This window comes from Burkholderia sp. IT-111MI5 (assembly GCF_949752865.1).
GTDB classification, from domain to species: Bacteria; Pseudomonadota; Gammaproteobacteria; order Burkholderiales; family Burkholderiaceae; genus Burkholderia; species Burkholderia pyrrocinia_C.
The window spans coordinates 351,113-370,249 of sequence record NZ_CATKIF010000044.1 but is presented as its reverse complement, the minus strand read 5'-3'; the positions used below and the strand labels follow the sequence as shown (position 1 = coordinate 370,249).

The 19,137-nt window shown below is 66.1% G+C and carries 21 protein-coding genes; 9 read left to right on the top strand and 12 right to left on the bottom strand.

Annotated elements, in window-relative coordinates:
- Positions 1–143: 143 nt before the first annotated feature.
- From ACM6JT_RS26335 to ACM6JT_RS26310, 6 genes are all read left to right on the top strand, one after another.
- Complete coding sequence (locus tag ACM6JT_RS26335; protein ID WP_407970549.1) at positions 144–608, top strand: RidA family protein; 465 nt, start codon at positions 144–146, stop codon at positions 606–608.
- A gap of 276 nt (positions 609–884) precedes the next feature.
- Positions 885–1,304 (top strand): organic hydroperoxide resistance protein, encoded by a 420-nt coding sequence (locus ACM6JT_RS26330; protein WP_034184286.1) that lies wholly within the window; start codon positions 885–887, stop codon positions 1,302–1,304.
- 66 nt (positions 1,305–1,370) lie between these two features.
- A complete protein-coding gene (locus tag ACM6JT_RS26325) occupies positions 1,371–1,697 on the top strand; it encodes a DUF4148 domain-containing protein (protein ID WP_414857601.1) in 327 nt (108 codons plus the stop codon).
- A 58-nt stretch (positions 1,698–1,755) separates the two neighbouring features.
- Positions 1,756–2,082 carry a DUF4148 domain-containing protein gene (locus ACM6JT_RS26320; protein WP_034184285.1) on the top strand — a complete coding sequence of 109 codons (327 nt, stop codon included), beginning with the start codon at positions 1,756–1,758 and terminating at the stop codon, positions 2,080–2,082.
- Positions 2,083–2,156: 74 nt separating this feature from the next.
- Positions 2,157–2,486, top strand: coding sequence for a DUF4148 domain-containing protein (locus tag ACM6JT_RS26315; RefSeq protein WP_034184212.1), 330 nt, complete (start codon positions 2,157–2,159; stop codon positions 2,484–2,486).
- Between the two features lie 247 nt (positions 2,487–2,733).
- On the top strand, positions 2,734–3,450 hold the full coding sequence (locus ACM6JT_RS26310; protein ID WP_414857657.1) for a GNAT family N-acetyltransferase: 717 nt from the start codon (positions 2,734–2,736) through the stop codon (positions 3,448–3,450).
- Between the two features lie 48 nt (positions 3,451–3,498).
- Here the strand turns inward: ACM6JT_RS26310 and ACM6JT_RS26305 are convergent, their stop codons facing one another.
- From ACM6JT_RS26305 to ACM6JT_RS26285, 5 genes are all read right to left on the bottom strand, one after another.
- Positions 3,499–3,954: a MarR family winged helix-turn-helix transcriptional regulator gene (locus ACM6JT_RS26305; protein ID WP_034184210.1), complete on the bottom strand. Its 456-nt coding sequence runs from the start codon at positions 3,952–3,954 to the stop codon at positions 3,499–3,501.
- Positions 3,955–4,082: 128 nt separating this feature from the next.
- The gene (locus ACM6JT_RS26300) at positions 4,083–4,211 is read right to left on the bottom strand and encodes a hypothetical protein (protein ID WP_256260697.1); all 129 of its coding nucleotides are present in this window, start codon (positions 4,209–4,211) and stop codon (positions 4,083–4,085) included.
- Positions 4,208–4,579, bottom strand: coding sequence for a GFA family protein (locus tag ACM6JT_RS26295; RefSeq protein ID WP_414857600.1), 372 nt, complete (start codon positions 4,577–4,579; stop codon positions 4,208–4,210). Before ACM6JT_RS26295 ends, ACM6JT_RS26300 begins: the two co-directional genes overlap by 4 nt.
- 185 nt (positions 4,580–4,764) lie before the next feature.
- A complete protein-coding gene (locus tag ACM6JT_RS26290) occupies positions 4,765–5,865 on the bottom strand; it encodes an NAD(P)H-dependent flavin oxidoreductase (protein WP_414857656.1) in 1,101 nt (366 codons plus the stop codon).
- Between the two features lie 78 nt (positions 5,866–5,943).
- The gene (locus tag ACM6JT_RS26285; RefSeq protein WP_131948847.1) at positions 5,944–6,825 is read right to left on the bottom strand and encodes a LysR substrate-binding domain-containing protein; all 882 of its coding nucleotides are present in this window, start codon (positions 6,823–6,825) and stop codon (positions 5,944–5,946) included.
- Here ACM6JT_RS26285 and ACM6JT_RS26280 point away from each other — a divergent pair.
- Both ACM6JT_RS26280 and ACM6JT_RS26275 read left to right on the top strand, forming a co-directional pair.
- On the top strand, positions 6,811–7,992 hold the full coding sequence (locus ACM6JT_RS26280) for an alpha/beta fold hydrolase (RefSeq protein ID WP_414857599.1): 1,182 nt from the start codon (positions 6,811–6,813) through the stop codon (positions 7,990–7,992). The genes ACM6JT_RS26285 and ACM6JT_RS26280 overlap by 15 nt on opposite strands.
- A 417-nt stretch (positions 7,993–8,409) precedes the next feature.
- Positions 8,410–9,873 (top strand): MFS transporter, encoded by a 1,464-nt coding sequence (locus ACM6JT_RS26275; RefSeq protein WP_034184206.1) that lies wholly within the window; start codon positions 8,410–8,412, stop codon positions 9,871–9,873.
- A 72-nt stretch (positions 9,874–9,945) separates the two neighbouring features.
- Here the strand turns inward: ACM6JT_RS26275 and ACM6JT_RS26270 are convergent, their stop codons facing one another.
- From ACM6JT_RS26270 to ACM6JT_RS26250, 5 genes are all read right to left on the bottom strand, one after another.
- Complete coding sequence (locus ACM6JT_RS26270) at positions 9,946–10,839, bottom strand: LysR family transcriptional regulator (protein ID WP_096470941.1); 894 nt, start codon at positions 10,837–10,839, stop codon at positions 9,946–9,948.
- 95 nt (positions 10,840–10,934) lie between these two features.
- The gene (locus tag ACM6JT_RS26265) at positions 10,935–11,762 is read right to left on the bottom strand and encodes an alpha/beta hydrolase (protein ID WP_034184204.1); all 828 of its coding nucleotides are present in this window, start codon (positions 11,760–11,762) and stop codon (positions 10,935–10,937) included.
- Between the two features lie 253 nt (positions 11,763–12,015).
- Complete coding sequence (locus tag ACM6JT_RS26260) at positions 12,016–12,399, bottom strand: VOC family protein (protein ID WP_111017055.1); 384 nt, start codon at positions 12,397–12,399, stop codon at positions 12,016–12,018.
- A 23-nt stretch (positions 12,400–12,422) separates the two neighbouring features.
- The gene (locus tag ACM6JT_RS26255; protein ID WP_243564543.1) at positions 12,423–13,385 is read right to left on the bottom strand and encodes a hydroxymethylglutaryl-CoA lyase; all 963 of its coding nucleotides are present in this window, start codon (positions 13,383–13,385) and stop codon (positions 12,423–12,425) included.
- Between the two features lie 29 nt (positions 13,386–13,414).
- Complete coding sequence (locus ACM6JT_RS26250) at positions 13,415–14,605, bottom strand: CaiB/BaiF CoA transferase family protein (protein WP_243564542.1); 1,191 nt, start codon at positions 14,603–14,605, stop codon at positions 13,415–13,417.
- Between the two features lie 277 nt (positions 14,606–14,882).
- Here ACM6JT_RS26250 and ACM6JT_RS26245 point away from each other — a divergent pair, with 277 nt between their 5' ends.
- Positions 14,883–15,848, top strand: a complete 966-nt coding sequence (locus ACM6JT_RS26245) for a D-2-hydroxyacid dehydrogenase (RefSeq protein ID WP_414857598.1) — start codon at positions 14,883–14,885, stop codon at positions 15,846–15,848.
- Between the two features lie 278 nt (positions 15,849–16,126).
- Here the strand turns inward: ACM6JT_RS26245 and ACM6JT_RS26240 are convergent, their stop codons facing one another.
- Both ACM6JT_RS26240 and ACM6JT_RS26235 read right to left on the bottom strand, forming a co-directional pair.
- Positions 16,127–16,339 (bottom strand): hypothetical protein, encoded by a 213-nt coding sequence (locus ACM6JT_RS26240; RefSeq protein WP_006497261.1) that lies wholly within the window; start codon positions 16,337–16,339, stop codon positions 16,127–16,129.
- Between the two features lie 165 nt (positions 16,340–16,504).
- Positions 16,505–19,087 (bottom strand): EAL domain-containing protein, encoded by a 2,583-nt coding sequence (locus tag ACM6JT_RS26235; protein ID WP_217589609.1) that lies wholly within the window; start codon positions 19,085–19,087, stop codon positions 16,505–16,507.
- Positions 19,088–19,137 lie beyond the last annotated feature (50 nt).

Here is a 19,137-nt window from a genome sequence, read left to right as displayed (position 1 = left end):
ACCAGCGAGCGCGCGTGGCGCGATTCGTTACATCGTGTCCCGAATCAATTGCGCCGCTGACATTTACCGGCTTCGGCCGCATGACTAGAGTGACCGACAGGCAACACCGATCGCCCGATCCATTTTCCCGCAAGGAGCAAGACATGACCGTCGAACAGAAGCTGGCCGAACTCGGCCTCGCGTTACCCGAACCGCCGAACCCGCTCGGCAGCTATACGGCAGCAAGCGAAGCCGGCAACCTGCTGTTCGTATCGGGACAGCTGCCGCTCGTCGACGGCATGATCGCCTATACCGGCCGCGTCGGCGAGCAGTTGAGCGTCGACGAAGGCCGCGATGCCGCGCGGCTTGCGGCGCTGAACGTGCTCGCGCAGATCCGCAGGCATTTGCGCGGGTTCGACCGCCTGCGCAAGATCGTGCGCGTCGAGGGGCATGTGAGCTCGGCCGACGGTTTTTACGGGCAGCCGGCCGTGATCGACGGCGCGTCCGACCTGTTCGCCGCCGCGCTGGGCGGCAAGGCGGGACACGCGCGCTCGGCGTTCTCCCAGCGCCAGTTGCCGGCCGACGCGGCCGTCATCCTCGTCGTGATCGCCGAGATCGAGCCGGCGTGACGTATCGGCCGTCTCGCGGGGCCGCAATCCATTTCCAAGGGCGTTTCCGCCCGCCCTGCCCGACGTTCGTCGCCCGCCCCGTTAGCTTGCATATCGGGGCTCGATCGGCCGAAAGCCTTGTCCCGCAAAGCCCGACACGTTCCGGATACATTGAAATACAAAATATCGCGTGCGATTTAATCGAATGCGCTTGACATGGGTGGTCGCCTCGACGAAACTCCATCGCATGCGATCGAATCGCACCTGAGAAAAACCTGCCAACTGACGGAGCAAATGATGAGCAAGATCGAAAAAGTGCTGTACACGGGCAAGACGCATACGACTTCGGGCGGCCGCGACGGCTCGGCACGCAGTTCCGACGGCCGCCTCGACATCCAGTTGTCGTCGCCGGGCAGCGCCGGCACCGGCACCAACCCGGAACAACTGTTCGCGGCCGGCTGGTCGGCCTGCTTCATCGGTGCGATGCAGCTTGCGGCGCGCGCCTCGAAGGTGACGCTGCCGGCCGATCTCGCCGTCGACGCCGAAGTGGATCTCGGCACGGCCGGCAACGCGTACTTCCTGCAGGCCCGGCTGAACGTGAGCGTGCCGGGGCTCGACCGCGAGGTCGCGCAGCGCATCGTCGATGCCGCGCATCAGACCTGCCCGTATTCGAAGGCGACGCGCGGCAACATCGACGTCGAAATCCGTATTGCGTGAATGCGGCATCGGGCGGCCGAGCGCCGCCCTGCCGAACTCCCGACTCTTTTCCCATAGAGGCAAATGATGAATACCCGATTGATCTCCGCCGTTCTCGTCGCCGTTCCGGCCGCTGTTGCCGCACCGGCGTTTGCAAACGAAACCGCCGTGACGCGTGCGCAGGTGCGTGCCGAACTCGCGCAGCTTCAAACGGCCGGTTATCCGCTGAATCGCGCCACCGACGCAACCTATCCGAACGATCTGCAGGCTGCGCTGGCGCAGATCCATGCGGCCGATGCCGTCGCGGCCAACGAGCGGGCATCCGGCTACGGCAGCAACGGCGATGCCGCGGCGCAATCGGGCCGCCGGCATGCGGTCAGCGTGGCCGAACGCTCGGTGTATTTCGGTCATTGAGCGTCGTGCGCCAGTACGTGACCCCTGAATTCTTTTTATTCCTGTTCCGAGGTGAATGATGAAAACCCAACTGATCGCTGCCGTTCTCGTGGCCGTTTCGGCCGCCGTTGCCGCCCCGGCGTTTGCCGATGAAGCCGTCGTGTCCCGCGCGCAGGTGCGTGCCGAACTCGTGCAGCTCGAACAAGCCGGCTATCGGCCGGGACGCGCGAACGATCCGCACTATCCGGACGACCTGCAGGCCGCACTGACACGCGTTCACGCAAACGACGCCGTGACGGCCGATGCATCGGCATCCGGTTACGGCCGCGAAGCCGTCGCCGCCACGCAGTCGGGCAGCCGGCCCGCGACGCGCATCGCCGAGCGCTCGATCTACTTCGGTCATTGAACGAAACCGCGAACGGCGCCGGTTGCCGGCGTGCGGCGCGCAACCGCTGAATTCCTTTTTTCTTGTCGAGGTGAATGATGAAAACCCAACTGATTGCCGCCCTCCTCGTTGCCGTGTCGGCCGCCGTCGTCGCGCCGGCGAATGCCAGCGAAAGTACCGTGACGCGTGCGCAGGTGCGTGCGGAACTGGCCGCTTTGCAGCAGGCCGGCTACCTGCCGAACCGCCCCAACGATCCGAACTACCCGGACAATCTCCAGGCGGCGCTGAGCCGGATTCGCGATAACGGCGTAGCCGCAGCCGATACGATGGCGTCCGGTTACGGCAACGACGCGGATGGCGCGACGCAATCCGGCAGCCGCAGCGCGGTTCGCACGGCCGAGCGCTCGATCTATTTCGGTCATTGAGCATTGCACGACGGAATCGGCCGTCCACGTCCGCCACATAAAGCGCATGCGATGTAATCGCGTGCGCTTTTCTATTTGGGGCGCCCTGATTTGCATCGACGTCTTCCGGTTATGGATTCGTCGAGAACGAAGAAGGCCAGCGCACGCGCGTCAGGCCAATGACGCGACCCACGTCGTTGCGGGGCTACCTGCCCGGCCGATCCGGTCTATTCTGTGCGGCACGAAATCTTCAATCGAGGAGCAGCCGATGCCGGAAGCCACGACCGGAAACGCGACAGACGATGCACACCCGCTCGACCATGTCGTCTGGAACGCGCTCACGGGAAAACAGCGCCGCTTTGCGCTCGGCAGCGACCGCGCGCTGCGGTTTCCCGCGGCCATTGCGCCGTTCGCCGCGATCGCCGACGCGAGCCCGGCATCGTTCGACGCGTTGCGCGAACTGATCGCCGCGCACGGGCCGGCGGCGCTGGTCACGCCGGACGAGATCCCGCCGCCGACGGGATTGTCGGTGCTCCGGCGCGCGACGTTGCTTCAAATGATCTGGCAACGGACACCCGATCCGGCGCATGCATCGGAGCATGTCGCGCTCGCCGAAGCCGATGTGCCGGACATGCTCGCGCTGACCACGGCCGCGCAGCCCGGCCCGTTCGGCCCGCGCACGATCGAGCTTGGCGACTATATCGGCATACGCAGCGAAGGCCGGCTGGCGGCGATGGCCGGCGAGCGGATGCAGGTCGACGGGTATACCGAGATCAGCGCCGTCTGCGTGGATGCCGCGTTTCGGCGGCAAGGGCTTGCGGCACGGTTGATCCGATCGTTGATTGCGGCGATCGGTGCGCGCGCGGAAACACCGTTCCTGCACGTCCTCACGTCAAACGAGGTCGCGATCGAACGCTATCTCGCGCTTGGTTTTGTCGTCCGTCGCGAAATGAACCTGCTGGTGCTGGGCGACGAACACGCATGACGAAGCGGCCGACGCGATACGCGCGTCGACCGCTCGTTGCCAGTGTGTTTAGTCTTCGGTCGACCGGATCAGGTTGCCGCGCAGCGTGACGATCGCCTTCTGCACCTTCGCGAATTCGTCCGGCTTCAATCCGGTGGCTTCGACCAGGTTCATGTCGAGCCCCTTCTCGCGCACGCGCCGGCCGCTCTTCGTCAGGCTGACGAGCACCTGGCGTTCGTCCGACGGATCGCGGTGCCGCTCCAGGTAACCCATCGCCTCGAGCTTCTTCAGGATCGGCGTCAACGTATTGGATTCGAGGAACAGCTTCTCGCCGAGCTGGCCGACCGTCTGGTTGTCCTGCTCCCACAGCGCAATGATCGTGATGTATTGCGTATAGGTGAGGCCGAGCTCGTCGAGGATCGGCTTATACGCCTTGCCGAACGCGAGGTTCGCCGAGTAGATCGCAAAACACAGGAACTCGGACAGCTTCGGCGCGGCGGGCGATGGTGCTTCGGTCGGTTTCATGAACTTCCTCCAGCGACGCGAACGGCCGCAGATAGACGCATTATATATCGCGTGCGATCTTATCGGAAGCATGATAAATCGGTGTCGATGAAGCGACGGGATGGTGCAACGCGGCCGGATCGCCGCCGTCAGTCCTGCCTGCGGCGCTTGCCGGATTGCAACCGGCTTTCCGACAGCAGCGAGCATTGCACCGGATGCGCGATTTCGGTCGCGAGCCCGCCTGCGGCAAACAGCAAGATCATCAGCCAGCGTTTCATGCGTCCTCCACGACCGACAGGCTCGCGCCGTTTGCGACGGTTGCGTCGAGCGCATACGGATCGACGCCGTCGAGGCAGCCGAGATTGACGCGCCAGCATGCGGGGTCCATGCGTGTCTGATGGAACGGATAGATGCCGCAACGGCTGCAGAAATAGTGGCGGGCCGTGTGCGTGTTGAAGCTGTAGCACGTCAGTGCGCCCTCGCCTTCGACGATCTTCAGGTGGTCAGCGGGAAACATCGGGCTCATCAGCGCGCCGCGGCGACGGCACAGGCTGCAGTTGCAGCGAACCGCCGGCGCAATGGCCGCTTTCACTTCGAATTTGACGGCCCCGCAATGGCAGGACCCTTTGAACCAGGTTGCAGACATGATGTGCTCTCTAAAAAGTCATGCCTGCTTTATAGCGGACGCCCGAACCTGCTTTGTATCGCTCTGTATCCGCGGTCCATGCAGATACAGAGCATTGCAAATCGATGGCAGCCTGAACACGTTCGGCGCGGCGATCTGAAGCACGGATCGCCGGCACGTGCGGGCGGCTTGCCGGCCGAGCGCGATCAGTCCAGCGCGTGCTGCAGGCGCTCGATCGCGGCCCGCGTTTCGCGTTCGAGCGTCGCGAACAGCTCGGCGGCAGGCAGCGAGCGGACGAGCGGCGCCGCCTGCCCGGCCCACTGCACGCCGTAGCCGAATTCGCCCTGCGCCTTCGCGGCCGCATGCAGCGCCTTGCCCGCGTCGTACGCGATCGGATACGCGGGCGTAGCCGGCGCGTGCGGGTCGTCGCCGAGCGCGGTCAGCCGGTTCGCGATACCGCGCGCGAGCCGGCCCGAGATCGCGGACGTAAACGTCGTGCGGCGCGCCGCGTCGCCGAGGATCGCGCGGCGATAACCGTCGTCGATCGACGTCTCCGGGCAGGCGACGAACGCGGTGCCGAGCTGCGCGGCCTGCGCGCCGAGCGCCAGCGCGGCGGCGATGCCTTCGCCGTCCATGATGCCGCCGGCGGCGATCACGGGCAGCGCGCATTCGCGCACGATCAGGCGCGTCAGCGCGAACGTGCCGAGGCGGTCGTCGTGGGCGCTCGAGTCGAACACGCCGCGATGCCCGCCGGCTTCGACGCCCTGCGCGACGATCGCGTCGATACCGGCGGCGGCGATCTGCCGCGCTTCGTCGAGATTCGTCGCGGTCGCGAACAGCGTGATGTCCGCGCGCTTCAGCGCGGCGATCGCGTCCGTGGACGGCAGCCCGAAATGGAAGCTGACGACGGCCGGCTTTTCTTCGGCGAGCATCGCCTGCATTGCGTCGTCCGCGACGAAGCTCGTATAGATCTCCGATAGCGATGCGGGCGGCGTTGCACCGTATGCGCGGAACACCGGCGCGAGCCAGTCGAGCCACGCGCGTTCGACGGCTGCGTCGGCGCGGGCCGGACGATGGCAGAACACGTTGATGTTGAACGGCCGGTCGGTGAGCGCGCGCGTGTCGCGGATCATCTTGCGCGCGCCGTCGGCGTTCGTCGCGCCGACGCCGAGCGAGCCGAGCCCGCCCGCGTTCGACACGGCGGCGGCCAGCGCCGGCGTGCTGACGCCGGCCATCGGCGCCTGGACGATCGGTGTGCGAATGCCGAGCGTGCGCAACAGCGTCCGGTTATCGGTCGGGTGATTCATGTCGGTCAGGGGTGCGCTCAAGAAGCGGATTTTTACGTACGTTAAGGGATCGTTCTGCCATTCGCCGATGGTCCAATCCTATTTACCTTGTGCTTCCACGAACAGTTGCCATACTTTTCTGACCAGACGAGAAGTCTGGTCGCGTCTCGTCACCATGGACAGCGGCCATTTCGGCATCGCTGCATCGCAAATATGCGCAAACCGCACACCAGTGAACTGAAGTCGCTTTGTCGAAGCCGGCAGAATTGTCGCGCCGAGTTTCGCCGAGACGAGCGACAACATGGTTAAAGCACGGTTGGCTTCGGCAGCGATTCTGACTTCGAGTCCCGCCGTGGCAAATACTTCCAGAATCTGAGCGTGAAGTACGGGGCCCTGTCGAGCGGGAAAGAGAATCAACCCCTGTTCGGCAATTTCCGTTAACGTGATATCGCCGGTCGCGCCGTCGTCGAACAGAACGGCCATGCTGATTTCAGCGGGGAAATCGTGAACTACCAGGGCGTTCCTGGTGCTGAATGGCGGATGGGCGAATCCGATATCAATAGCCCCGCCTGCCAAAGCCTCGAGCTGATCATTAGTCGAGAGTTCCTTCAGATCAGGGTGGATCGCTGGATATTGTGCCTTCAAGGCCAGCAATCGCTGCGGTAAGTGCTGATAGAGCGCGGCCGAATCGAAGCCGATCCGGATCACCCCAGCTTCTCCGAGCGATGCCGATCGCGCAAAGGCGGCTGCGCATTCTGCATGATGGACCGACGCTTGGGCTTCCTCACGAAAAGCCATACCGGCCGCGGTCAGGCTCAAACGCCGATGAGCCCGGACGAAGAGCGGAACTCCGAGCTCCTTTTCGAGGCGCGCGATCGATTGGCTGAGCGGTGGTTGTGCCATTCCGAGGCTCTGGGCGGCACGCCCCATGTGCAACTCTGCCGCGACAGCAAGAAAGTGGCGCAGATGACGAAGTTCCATATCACCACGATATCAAAAAACCTCACCAGCAGCATGGATGCGTTACTAATCTGGCCAGACAATGGAGCTGACTCCCTTTACCTGGAAACATCCGTGCGCCACTGTCAAATTGCCCTCGCTACGCTGCTCAGTCTGTCTGCCCTGTCGTCACACCAGACGTATGCGGAGATCATTCGTCGGGACTACACGATTCCGGGCGAAGATGGCCTGCACATTTTCGTACGAGAAATTCGTGATACTCGGGCATGTTCGGATCGCGGCCCGATGCTCCTGGTCAACGGCGGCCGGCCGGGTGTATTAGCGAGTTGGGACGTCAATGCGCCCAGCTCGTCAACGGCGGAGGAACTCGCAAAAGCGGGACATCACCTGTATCTGATGGATGTACGCGGGTTCGGGAGATCAGATTTTCCTGCGGAATTGAAAGGCGGACAGTTCGCCGCCCCGCCTGCAGTCCGGTCCAACGAAGCGGTGCGCGATATTGCCGCTGTGGTAAAGGACATCAAACGCCGAAATCCGGGCGAGACGCGCCTGGCAGCGATGGGCTGGGCGACCGGGTCTCAATGGCTTGGACACTATGCATCCCTTTATCCCGACAGCATCACGTACCTGGTTTATTACAACGGTGCATACGGCGGTCCGCCGGGTGGATGGAGCCTGCAGGCGGAATTTGGCGATCCACAGCATCCGGCGGAGCTGAATCGCAAGCACTACGGCGCATACCAGTTGTCGACCGCCGATGCACTCGCCGGCCGCTGGCGCAACGATGGGATCGATCCAGCTTTTCTCACGCGCTATGTTGCACTGGCCATGGAAGGGGATCCAACTGCAGATACGCGTACACCCGCGAGCTTTAGGTATCCCACCGGACCATTTGCCGATACCTTGTTGATGGTTAACGGCCGACAGATTTTCGACGCTTCATTTATTCGCTCTCATGTCTTGATTCTGCGATCAGGAAATGATTTTTGGTCGCGATCTGCCGATGCCCAAACATTATTGGCACATCTGATCAATGCGGCGTCAGCTCAATTTATCGAGCTCGCCGGAGCCTCCCATTATGCCAATCTCCAGCCGGGACCGGACAGGGAAAAATTTCTCCGAACTGTACTCGCCTTTACAGAGCCCATGGCGAAGATGCGTCAGGATGGCGCTATCGGATGTTCTTGACGAAGTGGCGTCATACGCGTTTTTGCGGCGTCTCCGCCTTGAACCGCCGCAGCGGCCGGAATCGTCCGTTAGCAACCGCGCAATGCGTCTCATGGTTTTCCCGGCCCGCCCGGTTGCAGCGGAGCGAACCTGATCCGGTGCGCAACCGCGCGCCGCGCAGGCCGCACCGGCCTTTCCCTCGAATGCCGCCCGCCGCGCGTTCGTACCCTTTCTGAGCGGGAAAGGACGCTTGAAACATCCGCAATTATCGCGTGCCGCCGATTCGCCCACCATGTGTCGGACGATCGGTGCAGCCCGCGCAGCCGGCCCTTTCATGGGCGTTGCGGTGCGTGCCGCCCTATCGTGCGGCCGGACGCATCATGCCGGCCGCGAACGGCCGGGCCGCGCGCCACGGCATATCGATAATCAGGAGACACGATGAACAGCCAATCCCTCGATCTGGGCGGCAACGCGGGCGGCCCCGCGTCCGCACGGCCGCCGGCCGCTTCCGCCGGCGTCGGCGCCGATGCGGCGGCCCTCCCCGCGCGCCGCGTCACGCTCGGCGATTTCATGGACGACCTGCCGGTCGGTGCATTGCACCGGTTCGTCGTGTGGGTGATCGGCATCGGACTGTTCTTCGACATGTACGAGATCTTCCTCGTCAGCACGATCGGCTCGGCGTTGCAGAACGAATACGGGTTGAGCCGGCAGAGCACCGATTTCAAGCTGCTGCTGGCATCGGCATTCATCGGGATGTTCGTCGGCGCGATGTGCCTCGGCAGCCTCGCCGACCGCATCGGCCGGCGCAAGGCGTTCCTGCTGACGCTCGTGTGGTACAGCGCGTTCTCGCTGGTCGGCGCGTTCTCGGTGAATGCCGACATGCTCGTCGCGTGCCGCTTCCTGACCGGCATCGGCGTCGGCGCGATCTATCCGGTCGCCGACAGCTTCCTGTCCGAAATCCTGCCGAAGGAAAAGCGCGGGCGGCTCGCCGCGTGGGCCTATACGACTTCCTATGTCGCGGTGCCGCTCGTCGGCTTCCTCGCGCTGTGGCTGAACCCGCTGCATGTGGCCGGCGTCGCCGGCTGGCGCATCATCCTCGCGATCGGCAGCCTCGGCGCCGTGTACGTGCTGCTCGTCCAGCACCGTCTGCCGGAGAGCCCGCGCTGGCTGCTCGCGCAAGGCCGCACCGCCGACGCGCACGCGGCGCTGCGGCGCTTTGCGGAAGGCACCGGCGTGCGCGTGCCCGAGCACTTCGCGGAATCGGCCGAGCCGCAACGGCCGCTCGGGCTCGGCGAGCGCATCGCGCTGCTGCGTCGCGAGCCCTACGGCGCGCGCTACCTGATGCTCGCGATCTTTCACCTGTTCCAGGGTTTCGGCTACTACGGCTTCGGCACGCTGGCCGGCACGGTCGTGAAAAGCCGCGGCTTCGACGTGACGGACAGCACGCTGTTCATCGCGCTGTCGTTCGTCGGTTATCCGATCGGCTCGCTGCTGTCGATCCCGCTGCTCAACTGGATCGAACGCCGCACGCTCGTGATCGCGTCGATCCTGTCGATCGCCGTATTCGGGCTGTGCTTCGCGTACTCGGGCAATACCGCGCTGATCGTCGGCTTCGGATTGCTGACGACCTGCGCGTCGAACGTGTTCAGCAACGCGTATCACGTGTATCAGGCCGAGATTTTCCCGGCACGCGTGCGCTCGACGGCAATCGGCAGCACATACTCGCTGTCGCGCATCGTCAGCGGCGCGCTGCCGTTCGTGTTGCTGCCGGTGCTCGGCAGCTACGGCGCGGGCGCGATGTTCGGCGTGATCTCGGTCGCGCTCGGCATCGTCGCCATCACGCTGCGCGTGCTCGGGCCGCTGACCACGCGGCGCAGCCAGGACGAAATCAATCCGGTGTAATCGAGTGGTGTGATGCGGCGACCGCCACGGGGCGCACGCACGCGTGCCCCGTGCGTCGCCGTTTCGACGCAGTCAGCGCGCCGACATGAAATCGAACAGCTTCGCGATGTCGGTGGTCAGCACGGTGCCGGCCTTCACGCCGACCCACAGCGTGCGCGTCGCCCACGCGTCGTCGAGCTTCACGACACCGAGCCGCGCGGCGCGCTCGCCGGTCACCGCATCGCGCGGCAGCACGCCGATGCCGAGCCCGGCCTCGATCATCCGGCTCACGCCGTCGAAATTCGATACCTGGATCCGCACTTTCAGCGAGCGCTCGGCCGCGAACGCGGCATCGGTCATGCGCGCGAGCAGCGAACTGCCGTCGCTCAGGCCGACGTAATCCTCGTCGAGCGTATCCGCGAAGCGGATGCTGTCGCGTGCGGCGAAGCGATGCGCGCGCGGCACGAGCAGCACGAGCTCGTCGCGCCGGTACAGCCGCCGTTCGATGCCGGGCGCCGGCACGTTGTCGGCGAACACGCCGAGATCGGCCTTGCCGGACCCGAGCGCATCGACGATCTCGTGGCTCAGCCGCTCCTCGAGACTCACCTTGATGCCCGGGTTGTCGGTGAGGAACGCGGCGAGATCGGCGGGCAGGAACTGGACGATCGCGGATGTATTGGTCCACACGTGGATATGGCCGCGCACGCCGGCGACGTAGTCGCTCATCTCGTGCGCCATCCGGTTGACCTGCTCGATCACCTTCGCCGCATGGTCGAGCAGTGCGCGGCCCGCGGGTGTCAGCTCGACGCCGCGCGCATGCCGGACGAACAGTGCGCTGCCGGTCACGCTTTCGAGTTCGGCGATGCGCTTGCTGACCGCGGACAGCGTGAGCTGGCCGTGTTCGGCCGCCTTCGTCAGGCTGCCGTGTTCGGCGACGAGCGCGAACACGCGCAGCGACTGCAGATCGAAATGAAGCGGGTTCACCATGTCGTGGATCCTGGGAAGGCCGTACGGCACGCGCCATCGTCGCGGCGGCCTGACGCCGATCATACGCCCGGCCGTGCGCGCGCGATATCGCTCGGCTAGCGCGGCGCGATCGCCTGCAACGCGGCGAGCATTGCACCGTCCGGCTTCGCGAGATCGTCGAGCACCGCGAAGTGCTGCATGCCGGGCAACCAGGTGCGCGCGATCCGTTCGCCGGCCGCTTCGCAGGCCGACGCGTATTCATGCGCTTGCCGGATGAGTTCGGGCAGTTCGGCGTCGCCGACCGCGACGACCGTCGGCGCGCCGGGCCCGATGTGACGCAGCGGGCTGTACGCGTCGACCTCTTGTGCGGTGAGCTGCAGCTTGTCGTTCAGGCAGCACAGCGAGATCGGTTCGAGATCGACGAGCGGGCTGATCGCGAGCGCTGAAACGACGGCCGGATGCGCGCGATGCACGGCAGTCAGGTGGCCGCCCGCCGAATGGCCGCTCAGGTGGATCGGCCGCCGCGCGGTGCCGAGGCCGTCGGGATCGTTCGCAAGATGATCGAGCAGCGCGCCGATCTCGCCGACGATGTCGGTCATCGTCGCGACCGGCGCGAGCGTGTATTCGGCGAGCACGACATCGAAGCCGCGCGCGAGCGGGCCGCTCGCCGCGTACGCGAAATCCTCTTTCGTGCAGTGTTGCCAGTAGCCGCCATGAATGAACACGAACAGCGGTGCGTCGGGCTGCCCGCACGGCAGCCAGTCGAAGCGCTGCGCCGGTTGCGCGCCGTAACGCAGGTCGCGGCGGCCGGGTGTCGCGTCGTACAGCGCCGCGCTACGCGCCTGGCACGACGCGAGCAATGCCGGGAAATCGGGAACAGCCTTCGTGTTCAGGTAGGCGGCGTCGAGCGCCGCGCGGTCCATGCCGCGATAGAGGATCGTCATTCGGGGAGTGTCCGGGGCAGGTTGCGGAGGTGCGGGGCAGGTTCGTCATGCCCGCTGCGAAGGCGTCGGCCGGACCGACGCGTTCTTACCATTATCCGCAGCGCGGCCGGGTGCGGCTATCCGGAATCGGCGGGTGCGGCGCGGGCCTGTCCGCTTTCGGCGAAAGACTGCGACGCCGCGCGCATCGTGCCGGTGCTTTCGCGACCGGACTGATCGATGCGCCGAAGCGGCGCGACAGGCCGGCCGCCGCCGGTCAGATCAACTCGGAGATCTCGATCAGGTTCAGGTCGGGGTCGCGCACGTAGACCGAACGAATCTTCTGCGTCGCACCCGTGCGTTCGACCGGCCCTTCGACGATCGGCCATTCGACGCGCTTCAGGTGCGCGATCACGTCGTCGAGCGGCACCGCCGCGATGAAGCACAGGTCGAGCGCGCCGGGCACCGGCACATGCGCTTTCGGTTCGAACTCCGCGCCGCGCACGTGCAGGTTGATCTTCTGGTTGCCGAAGCGGAACGCGAGCCGGCCGGCACCGAAGGTTTCGAGCTGCATCTGCAGCACCTCGGTGTAGAAATGCTTCGTCCGGTCGGGATCGACGCAGGTCAGCACGAGATGGTCGAGGTGATCGATCAGCGCCATGGGATTCGCTCCTGTTTTCCTGTTCATGAGAATGCGCGCTGCGCAGGCATGTCGCCGGCGTCGGCGTGCGGTGGCGGATGAAGATCCGAGCGGCGCCCGGCCTTCAGGATCTGGCTCGGCACGTCATGCCCGATCAACGCGGGCAGCCGTGCCGACGCAGCGAGGACGGCCGCGAGGTCGATGCCCGTATCGTAGCCGTCCAGTTCGAGCATGTGCACGAGTTCCTCGGTGCACGCGTTGCCGGTCGCGCCCGGCGCGTACGGGCAGCCGCCGAGCCCGCCGAGCGACGCGTCGAAGCGGTCGATGCCCGCGTCGAGCGCCGCGAGCGTATTCGCGAGCGCCATCCCGCGCGTGTTGTGGAAATGCAGCGTGAGCTGCAGCGCGCCGAAGCGCTCGCGTGCGCGCCCGGACAAATCGCGCACCTGCGACGGAAACGCCATGCCCGTCGTGTCGCACAGCGTGAAGCCGTGCGTGCCGAGATCCGCGAAGCGCTGCATCCATGCGAGCACGACTTCGGCCGGCACGTCGCCTTCCATCGGGCAGCCCATCGCGGTCGACAGCGACACGTTGATCGCGACACCCGAGCCGCGCACCGCGTCGATCACGTCGCGCAGCTGCGCGAACGACTGCTCGCGCGTCATCCGCAGGTTCGCGCGGTTGTGGCTCTCGCTGATCGACATCACGAGGTTCACTTCGTCGACGCCGCACGACAGCGCGCGCTCGGCGCCGCGCACGTTCGGCACGAGCACCGTATAGACGACGCCCGGCGCGCGCGCGATGCCGTGCATCACGGCCTCCGCGTCGCGCAATGCGGGGATCGCCTTCGGCGACGTGAACGACGTGACTTCGATCTTCGCGTAGCCGCATGCGCTCAATGCATCGACGAGCGCGATCTTGTCGTCGGTATCGACGAATGCCGCTTCGTTCTGGAAACCGTCGCGCGTCGCGACTTCGTGGATGTAGAGCCGTTTGTGTCGAGTGCTCATGATGTCGCCTCTTGTCTCCCGTTGACGGTTCAGATCACGCCGCGCGTGCGCCAGTCGCCGCGCGTCGCGGCATCGATGCCGATCGATTCGAGTACCGCATCGGTATCCGCGCCGAGCGCGGGCGCCGCGCGTTCGATGCGCCCGGGCGTCGCGCCGAGTTTCGGCACGATGCCCGGCACCTGCACGGGCGTGCCGTCGGGCAGCGCGGCGTCGACGATCATGTCGCGCGCGCGGTAATGCGGATCGGCCGCGATGTCCGCGACGTCGTAGATGCGCCCGGACGGGATGCGCGCGTCGTTCAGCGCGGCCAGCACGTCGTCGAGGTCGTGGCGTGCGCTCCACGCGCCGATCGCCGCGTCGATGCGTTCGACCTGCACGACGCGGCCGTCGTTGTGCGCGAGCGCGGGATCGTTGCCGAGATCGGGCCGCCCGATCAGCTCCATCAGCCGACGGAAGATGCTGTCGCCGTTGCCGGCGATCAGCGCGTACCGGCCGTCGCGGCAGCGGTATGCGTTGGTCGGCGCGATGCCGGGCAGGCTGCTGCCGGCCGCCTCGCGCACCGCGCCGAACGCCGAGTATTCGGGCAGCAGGCTTTCCATCATGTTGAACACCGATTCGTACAGCGCGACGTCGACGACCTGCCCGTTGCCGCCCTGCTGTTCGCGATGCCGCAGCGCGAGCAGCACGCCGATCACGCCATGCAGCGCCGACAGCGAATCGCCGAGCGAGATGCCGACGCGCACCGGCGTGCGGCCGGGCTCGCCGGTCAGGTGCCGCAGGCCGCCCATCGCTTCGGCGATCACGCCGAAGCCGGGGCGGTCGCGGTACGGGCCCGTTTGCCCGAAGCCCGACACGCGCAGCATCACGAGCCCCGGATTGATCGCGGACAGCGCGTCCCAGCCGAGCCCCCAGCCTTCGAGCGTGCCGGGCCGGAAGTTCTCGATCAGCACGTCAGTCTCGGCGACGAGCCTGCGCACGACGTCCTGCCCTTCGGGCGTGCGCAGATCGAGCGTGAGCGAGGTCTTGTTGCGCGACTGCGCGGCCCACCAGACCGACGTGCCGTCGTGCAGCAGCCGCCATTTGCGCAGCGGGTCGCCGAGGCCGGGCGGCTCGATCTTGATCACGTCCGCGCCGAATTCGGCGAGCATCCGGCCCGCGAACGGCCCGGCGATCAGTTGGCCGAGTTCCAGCACGCGGATGCCGTCCAGGGGGCGTGTCATGACTGTCTCCGATGAAATCGTGTTGTCGATGACGGCGATCATGACGGCGTTCGCGCACCGCGAAAATCGATCGATGCTCAACCAGCCTTTCCGAAACGGAAAGGCGCTCGCCGGGGCGATGGCCGGGTCCGACCTCATGCGCGGTGCGCCGGCCTTTCCGTGCAGGAAAGCACGCTCGCACAACGGTCAAACGACGCCGCGCGCGCCGCCGGCAGAATCGATCCCGTTCCGCGCCCGCCGGGCGCCTGTCACCCCGTCACCGTCAGCGAGACCCGCCATGTTTTCCGTTTCCTCACCCGCGAAGATCGTGTTTCTCGACCGCGCGACGCTGTCGCCGCAAACCGTGCTGAAGCCGTTCCCGTTTCCGCACGTGTTGCATGCGTTCGACCAGACGAGCGCGCACGAAATCGCGCCGCGCATTGCCGACGCGGACATCGTCGTGACCAACAAGGTGCGGCTCGACGCGGCGACACTCGCCGGTGCGCGGCGCGTGCGAATGATCGCGATCGCCGCGACCGGTACCGACATCGTCGATCTCGACGCGTGCGCGTCACGCGGGATCGTCGTGAGCAACATACGCGGGTATGCGGTCCGTACGGTGCCCGAGCATACGTTCGCGCTGATCTTCGCGCTGCGCCGCAGCCTCGTGGCTTACCGCGACGCGGTGCGCGCCGGGCGTTGGCTCGACAGCGGGCAGTTCTGCTTCTTCGATCATCCGATCCGCGACCTGGCCGGCTCGACGCTCGGGATCGTCGGCGACGGCGTGCTCGGGCGCGCGGTGGCCGGTATCGCGCGTGCGCTCGACATGCGCGTGCTGTTCGCGGCGCACGGCGATGCTGCCGGCGACGGCTACGCGCCGCTCGACACGCTGCTGAGCGACAGCGACGTGATCACGCTGCACTGCCCGCTCACGCCCGCGACGCGGCACCTGATCGATGCGGCCGCGTTCGCGCGGATGGCGCGCCGGCCGCTGCTGATCAATACCGCACGCGGCGGCCTCGTGGACGAAAGCGCGCTCGTCGATGCATTGCAGTCGGGGCAGATCGCGGGCGCAGGGTTCGATGTGGTCACGCAGGAGCCGCTGCCGGCCGTGCATCCGTTCCACGCGATCCTGTCGCATCCGGCGTTCATCCTGACGCCGCACGTGGCGTGGGCGAGCGACGAGGCGATGCAGGCGCTCGCCGATCAGCTCGTCGACAACGTCGCCGCGTTTGCGGGCGGCGAGCCGCGGCATGTCGTGTGATTCGTGCCGCAGCGGCACATCGATTCACGCGCGCAAACAGAACGGCCCCGCTCGATTGCTCGAAGCGGGGCCGACTGAATGAGGGGCTGCTTACGCCAGCGACTCGGCACGTGACGGGTTCGTGCATCCGCCCTGTCTTGCGGCCGGTTTCTGAAATTCCTGACGGGGGCTACTTCAAGGAATCCAGACCGCCAACGCTGTAGGGCCAGTCTGAAACTGAACGGGACGAGTCATGAAAAACGTCCCGTCCGGCTGCCGCGCATCGCCCGACGCAAATTTCAGTAAGCGGACATCTCGACGCAAGGATCGACCTTGGACGGCGAGCAGATGACCGAATACTTGGCGCTCTCGCGCATCAGCGCTTCGCCTTCGTGCAGCGCGATCTTGATCTCGGGGTGACGCTCGTACGCGAGGAATGCCGAGCACACGACCGCGGACATTACGACGAGGGAAAACACAAACTTTTCAAGGGTTTGGAAACGTTCTGGCATGGTTCGACCTTTCTCTCAGCCAGCGATTATACCTTGAGATAAGGGTTTTCCCTATATCGCCGCACGCATGCCGCGGATCACCGTGATCGTCCCCCTTTTCGTCGCCGTTTCGCCCGCCCGTTCGCGCCCGGGCACGGGCGGGACGCGCGAGCGTCGCAGCGTCGCTCACGCGCGATCGCGAGGGTCGGCCGCTTCGACGGGCCTGACGGAAGACGGGCGCATGCCGATGCGGGCGGCGTCGACGCCGATCCGGTTGTGCAACGTGCTGCGCTCGAATCGCTTGAACGATTCGGCGATGTGCTGACGCAGCAGCGCGACGTCCCACGGTTTGATCAGCAGCTTCTGGACCGATCCGTCGCCGGGCGTGGCGGCGATCGACTGCCCTTCGCCATAGCCTGACAGCAGGATCCGCACGATGTCCGGATAAAGCGCCTTGACGCGCTGCAACAGGTCGATCCCGGACAGGCTCGGCATGCGGAAGTCCGACACGATCACGCCGACGCGATGTTGCGCGAGCAGGTCGAGCGCTTCGGCGGGATCGGTCGTGCCGAGCACCTCGTAGCCGTCGCGGCCCAGCGCCTGCCTGAGCGTCTGCAGGACGGCCGGGTCGTGGTCGACCAGCAGCAGCGTCCGGTGCAGCAGCTCGCGCTGCCGGCAATGCTCGGGAAGCTCCGAGCCGGCGCAGAGCATGTCGGCGATTTCCGCACCGGTGACCGGATGGCTGAAGTAATAGCCCTGCATCGCATGGCAGCGGTGCCGGTTCAGGAACGAAAGCTGCGCTTCCGTCTCCACGCCCTCGGCTACCGTCTCCATGTGCAGCGACTCCGCCATCGCGATGATCGAGCGCGTCAGCGACGCGCCTTCCGCGCTCGTGGTGACGTCGCTCAGGAACGACTTGTCGATCTTCACGACATCGATGGGCAGGTCCTTCAGGTAGGACAGGCTGGAATAGCCGGTGCCGAAGTCGTCCAGCGACAGCACGACGCCGAGCGCCTTCAGTTCGCGCAGCGTGTGCGCGATCGCATTGCGGTCCTGCATCAGCACGCTTTCGGTCAGTTCGAGTTCGAGCCAGGCCGGTTCCAGGCCGGTATCCCGCAGCGCCCTGTGCACCACGTCGGCCATGTTCTGCTGCCGGAACTGGCGCGCCGACAGGTTGACGGCGATCCGTAGCGGCGGATGCCCGTCCTGACACCACGCAACGGCCTGCGCGCAGGCCGTGCGCAACACCCATTCGCCGATCGGCAGAATCAGCCCGGTTTCCTCGGCGATCGGGATGAAGCGGTCGGGCGGAATCACGCCGATGCCGGGGCGGCGCCAGCGAATCAGCGCCTCGACGCCGCTGATCTGGCCAGTCTTCAGATCGACCTTCGGCTGGTAGTACAGCTCCAGTTCGCCGTTCGCGACGGCCTCGTGCAGCGCATTTTCGAGTTCGGCCTGTTCTTCCACGCGGGCGCCCAGCTCATGCGTGTAGAAGCTGTAGCCGTTTCGCCCGCGCTCCTTCGCGCAATACAGCGCGGCGTCGGCCGTCTTCAGCAGCGTCTCCGCGTCGGCGCCGTCGGTCGGGCAGACGCTGACGCCGATGCTCGTCGTCACGTGCAGGTCGTGTCCGTCGAGCATGAACGGCGCGCCGAAGGTGTTCAGGACCTTGCGTGCGACCGCGTCCGCATCCGTTGCGCTCGACAGGTTGACCAGCATCACGACGAACTCGTCGCCGCCGAGCCGCGCGACCGTGTCGCCGTCCCGCACGGACGCCTTGAGCCGGGCCGAGACGGCCCGCAGCAGGCCGTCGCCGACCGAATGGCCGAAGGTGTCGTTGATGTGCTTGAAGCGGTCCAGGTCGAGCACCATCACCGCGATCAGGTGTCCGGTGCGCCGCGCATGCGACATCGCCTGCTCCATGCGGTCGCTCAGCAGGTTGCGATTGGGCAGGCCGGTCAGCGCATCGTGGTTGGCGAGGTATTCGATGCGCCCCTGCTGCATCTTGCGCTCGGTGATGTCCTGCACGATGCCGCGCAGGATGATCGCGTGGTTCAGGTCGCGCCCCGCCTCCGCCTGGTGCAGCACGTGGCGCTCGCTGCCGTCCGGGTGAATCAGCCGGTGCTCGAGCGAGAACGGGGCGCCCTCGGTGCGCAGGCTCGTGAACGACTGGATCAAAAGCGGCTGCTCGTCGACCGGAACGGCTTGCAGCAGCCGATCGAAGGTCGGCGGCGTGCGTTCGGGGTCGAGCCCGAGGATCCGGAACAGCTCCGGCGACCAGCTGCCGTCGGTCCGGCCGGCCTGATACTCCCAGTTGCCCAGATGCGCGAGCGCCTGTGCATGCGTCAGGCTGATCTCGGTGGTCGCGAGCTTTTCGAGCGTCGCGGCGGCGCGCAGCAGGTAGCGGATCCGGTAGCCGAGCAGTTTCCAGCGCATCGGCTTGGAGACGAAATCGGTCGCGCCGGCGTCGAAGGCACTGGCGATCGATGCATCGTCGTCGTTGCCCGTGAGCATCACGATCGGCACGCGGCGGCCTTCCGGCAGCGCGCGCAGCCGGCGGCAGCACGCGAAGCCGTCGCCGCCGGGCATCTCGACGTCGAGCAGCACCACGGCGGGACGATGACGCAGGAACGCGTCGATGCCCTCCTGCGGCCCGGTCGCTTCCTCGACGCGAAAACCCTCCGGTTCGAGGGTCTCCACGACCAGCAGGCGCGTCATCGCATCGTCATCGACGATCAGAATCACCGGCGCATCGGCATTTTCCTCGTTCACGTCCGTTCTCCTGTTTTTCGGCCGGCCGCGATCGCCACCGCGATCGTCCG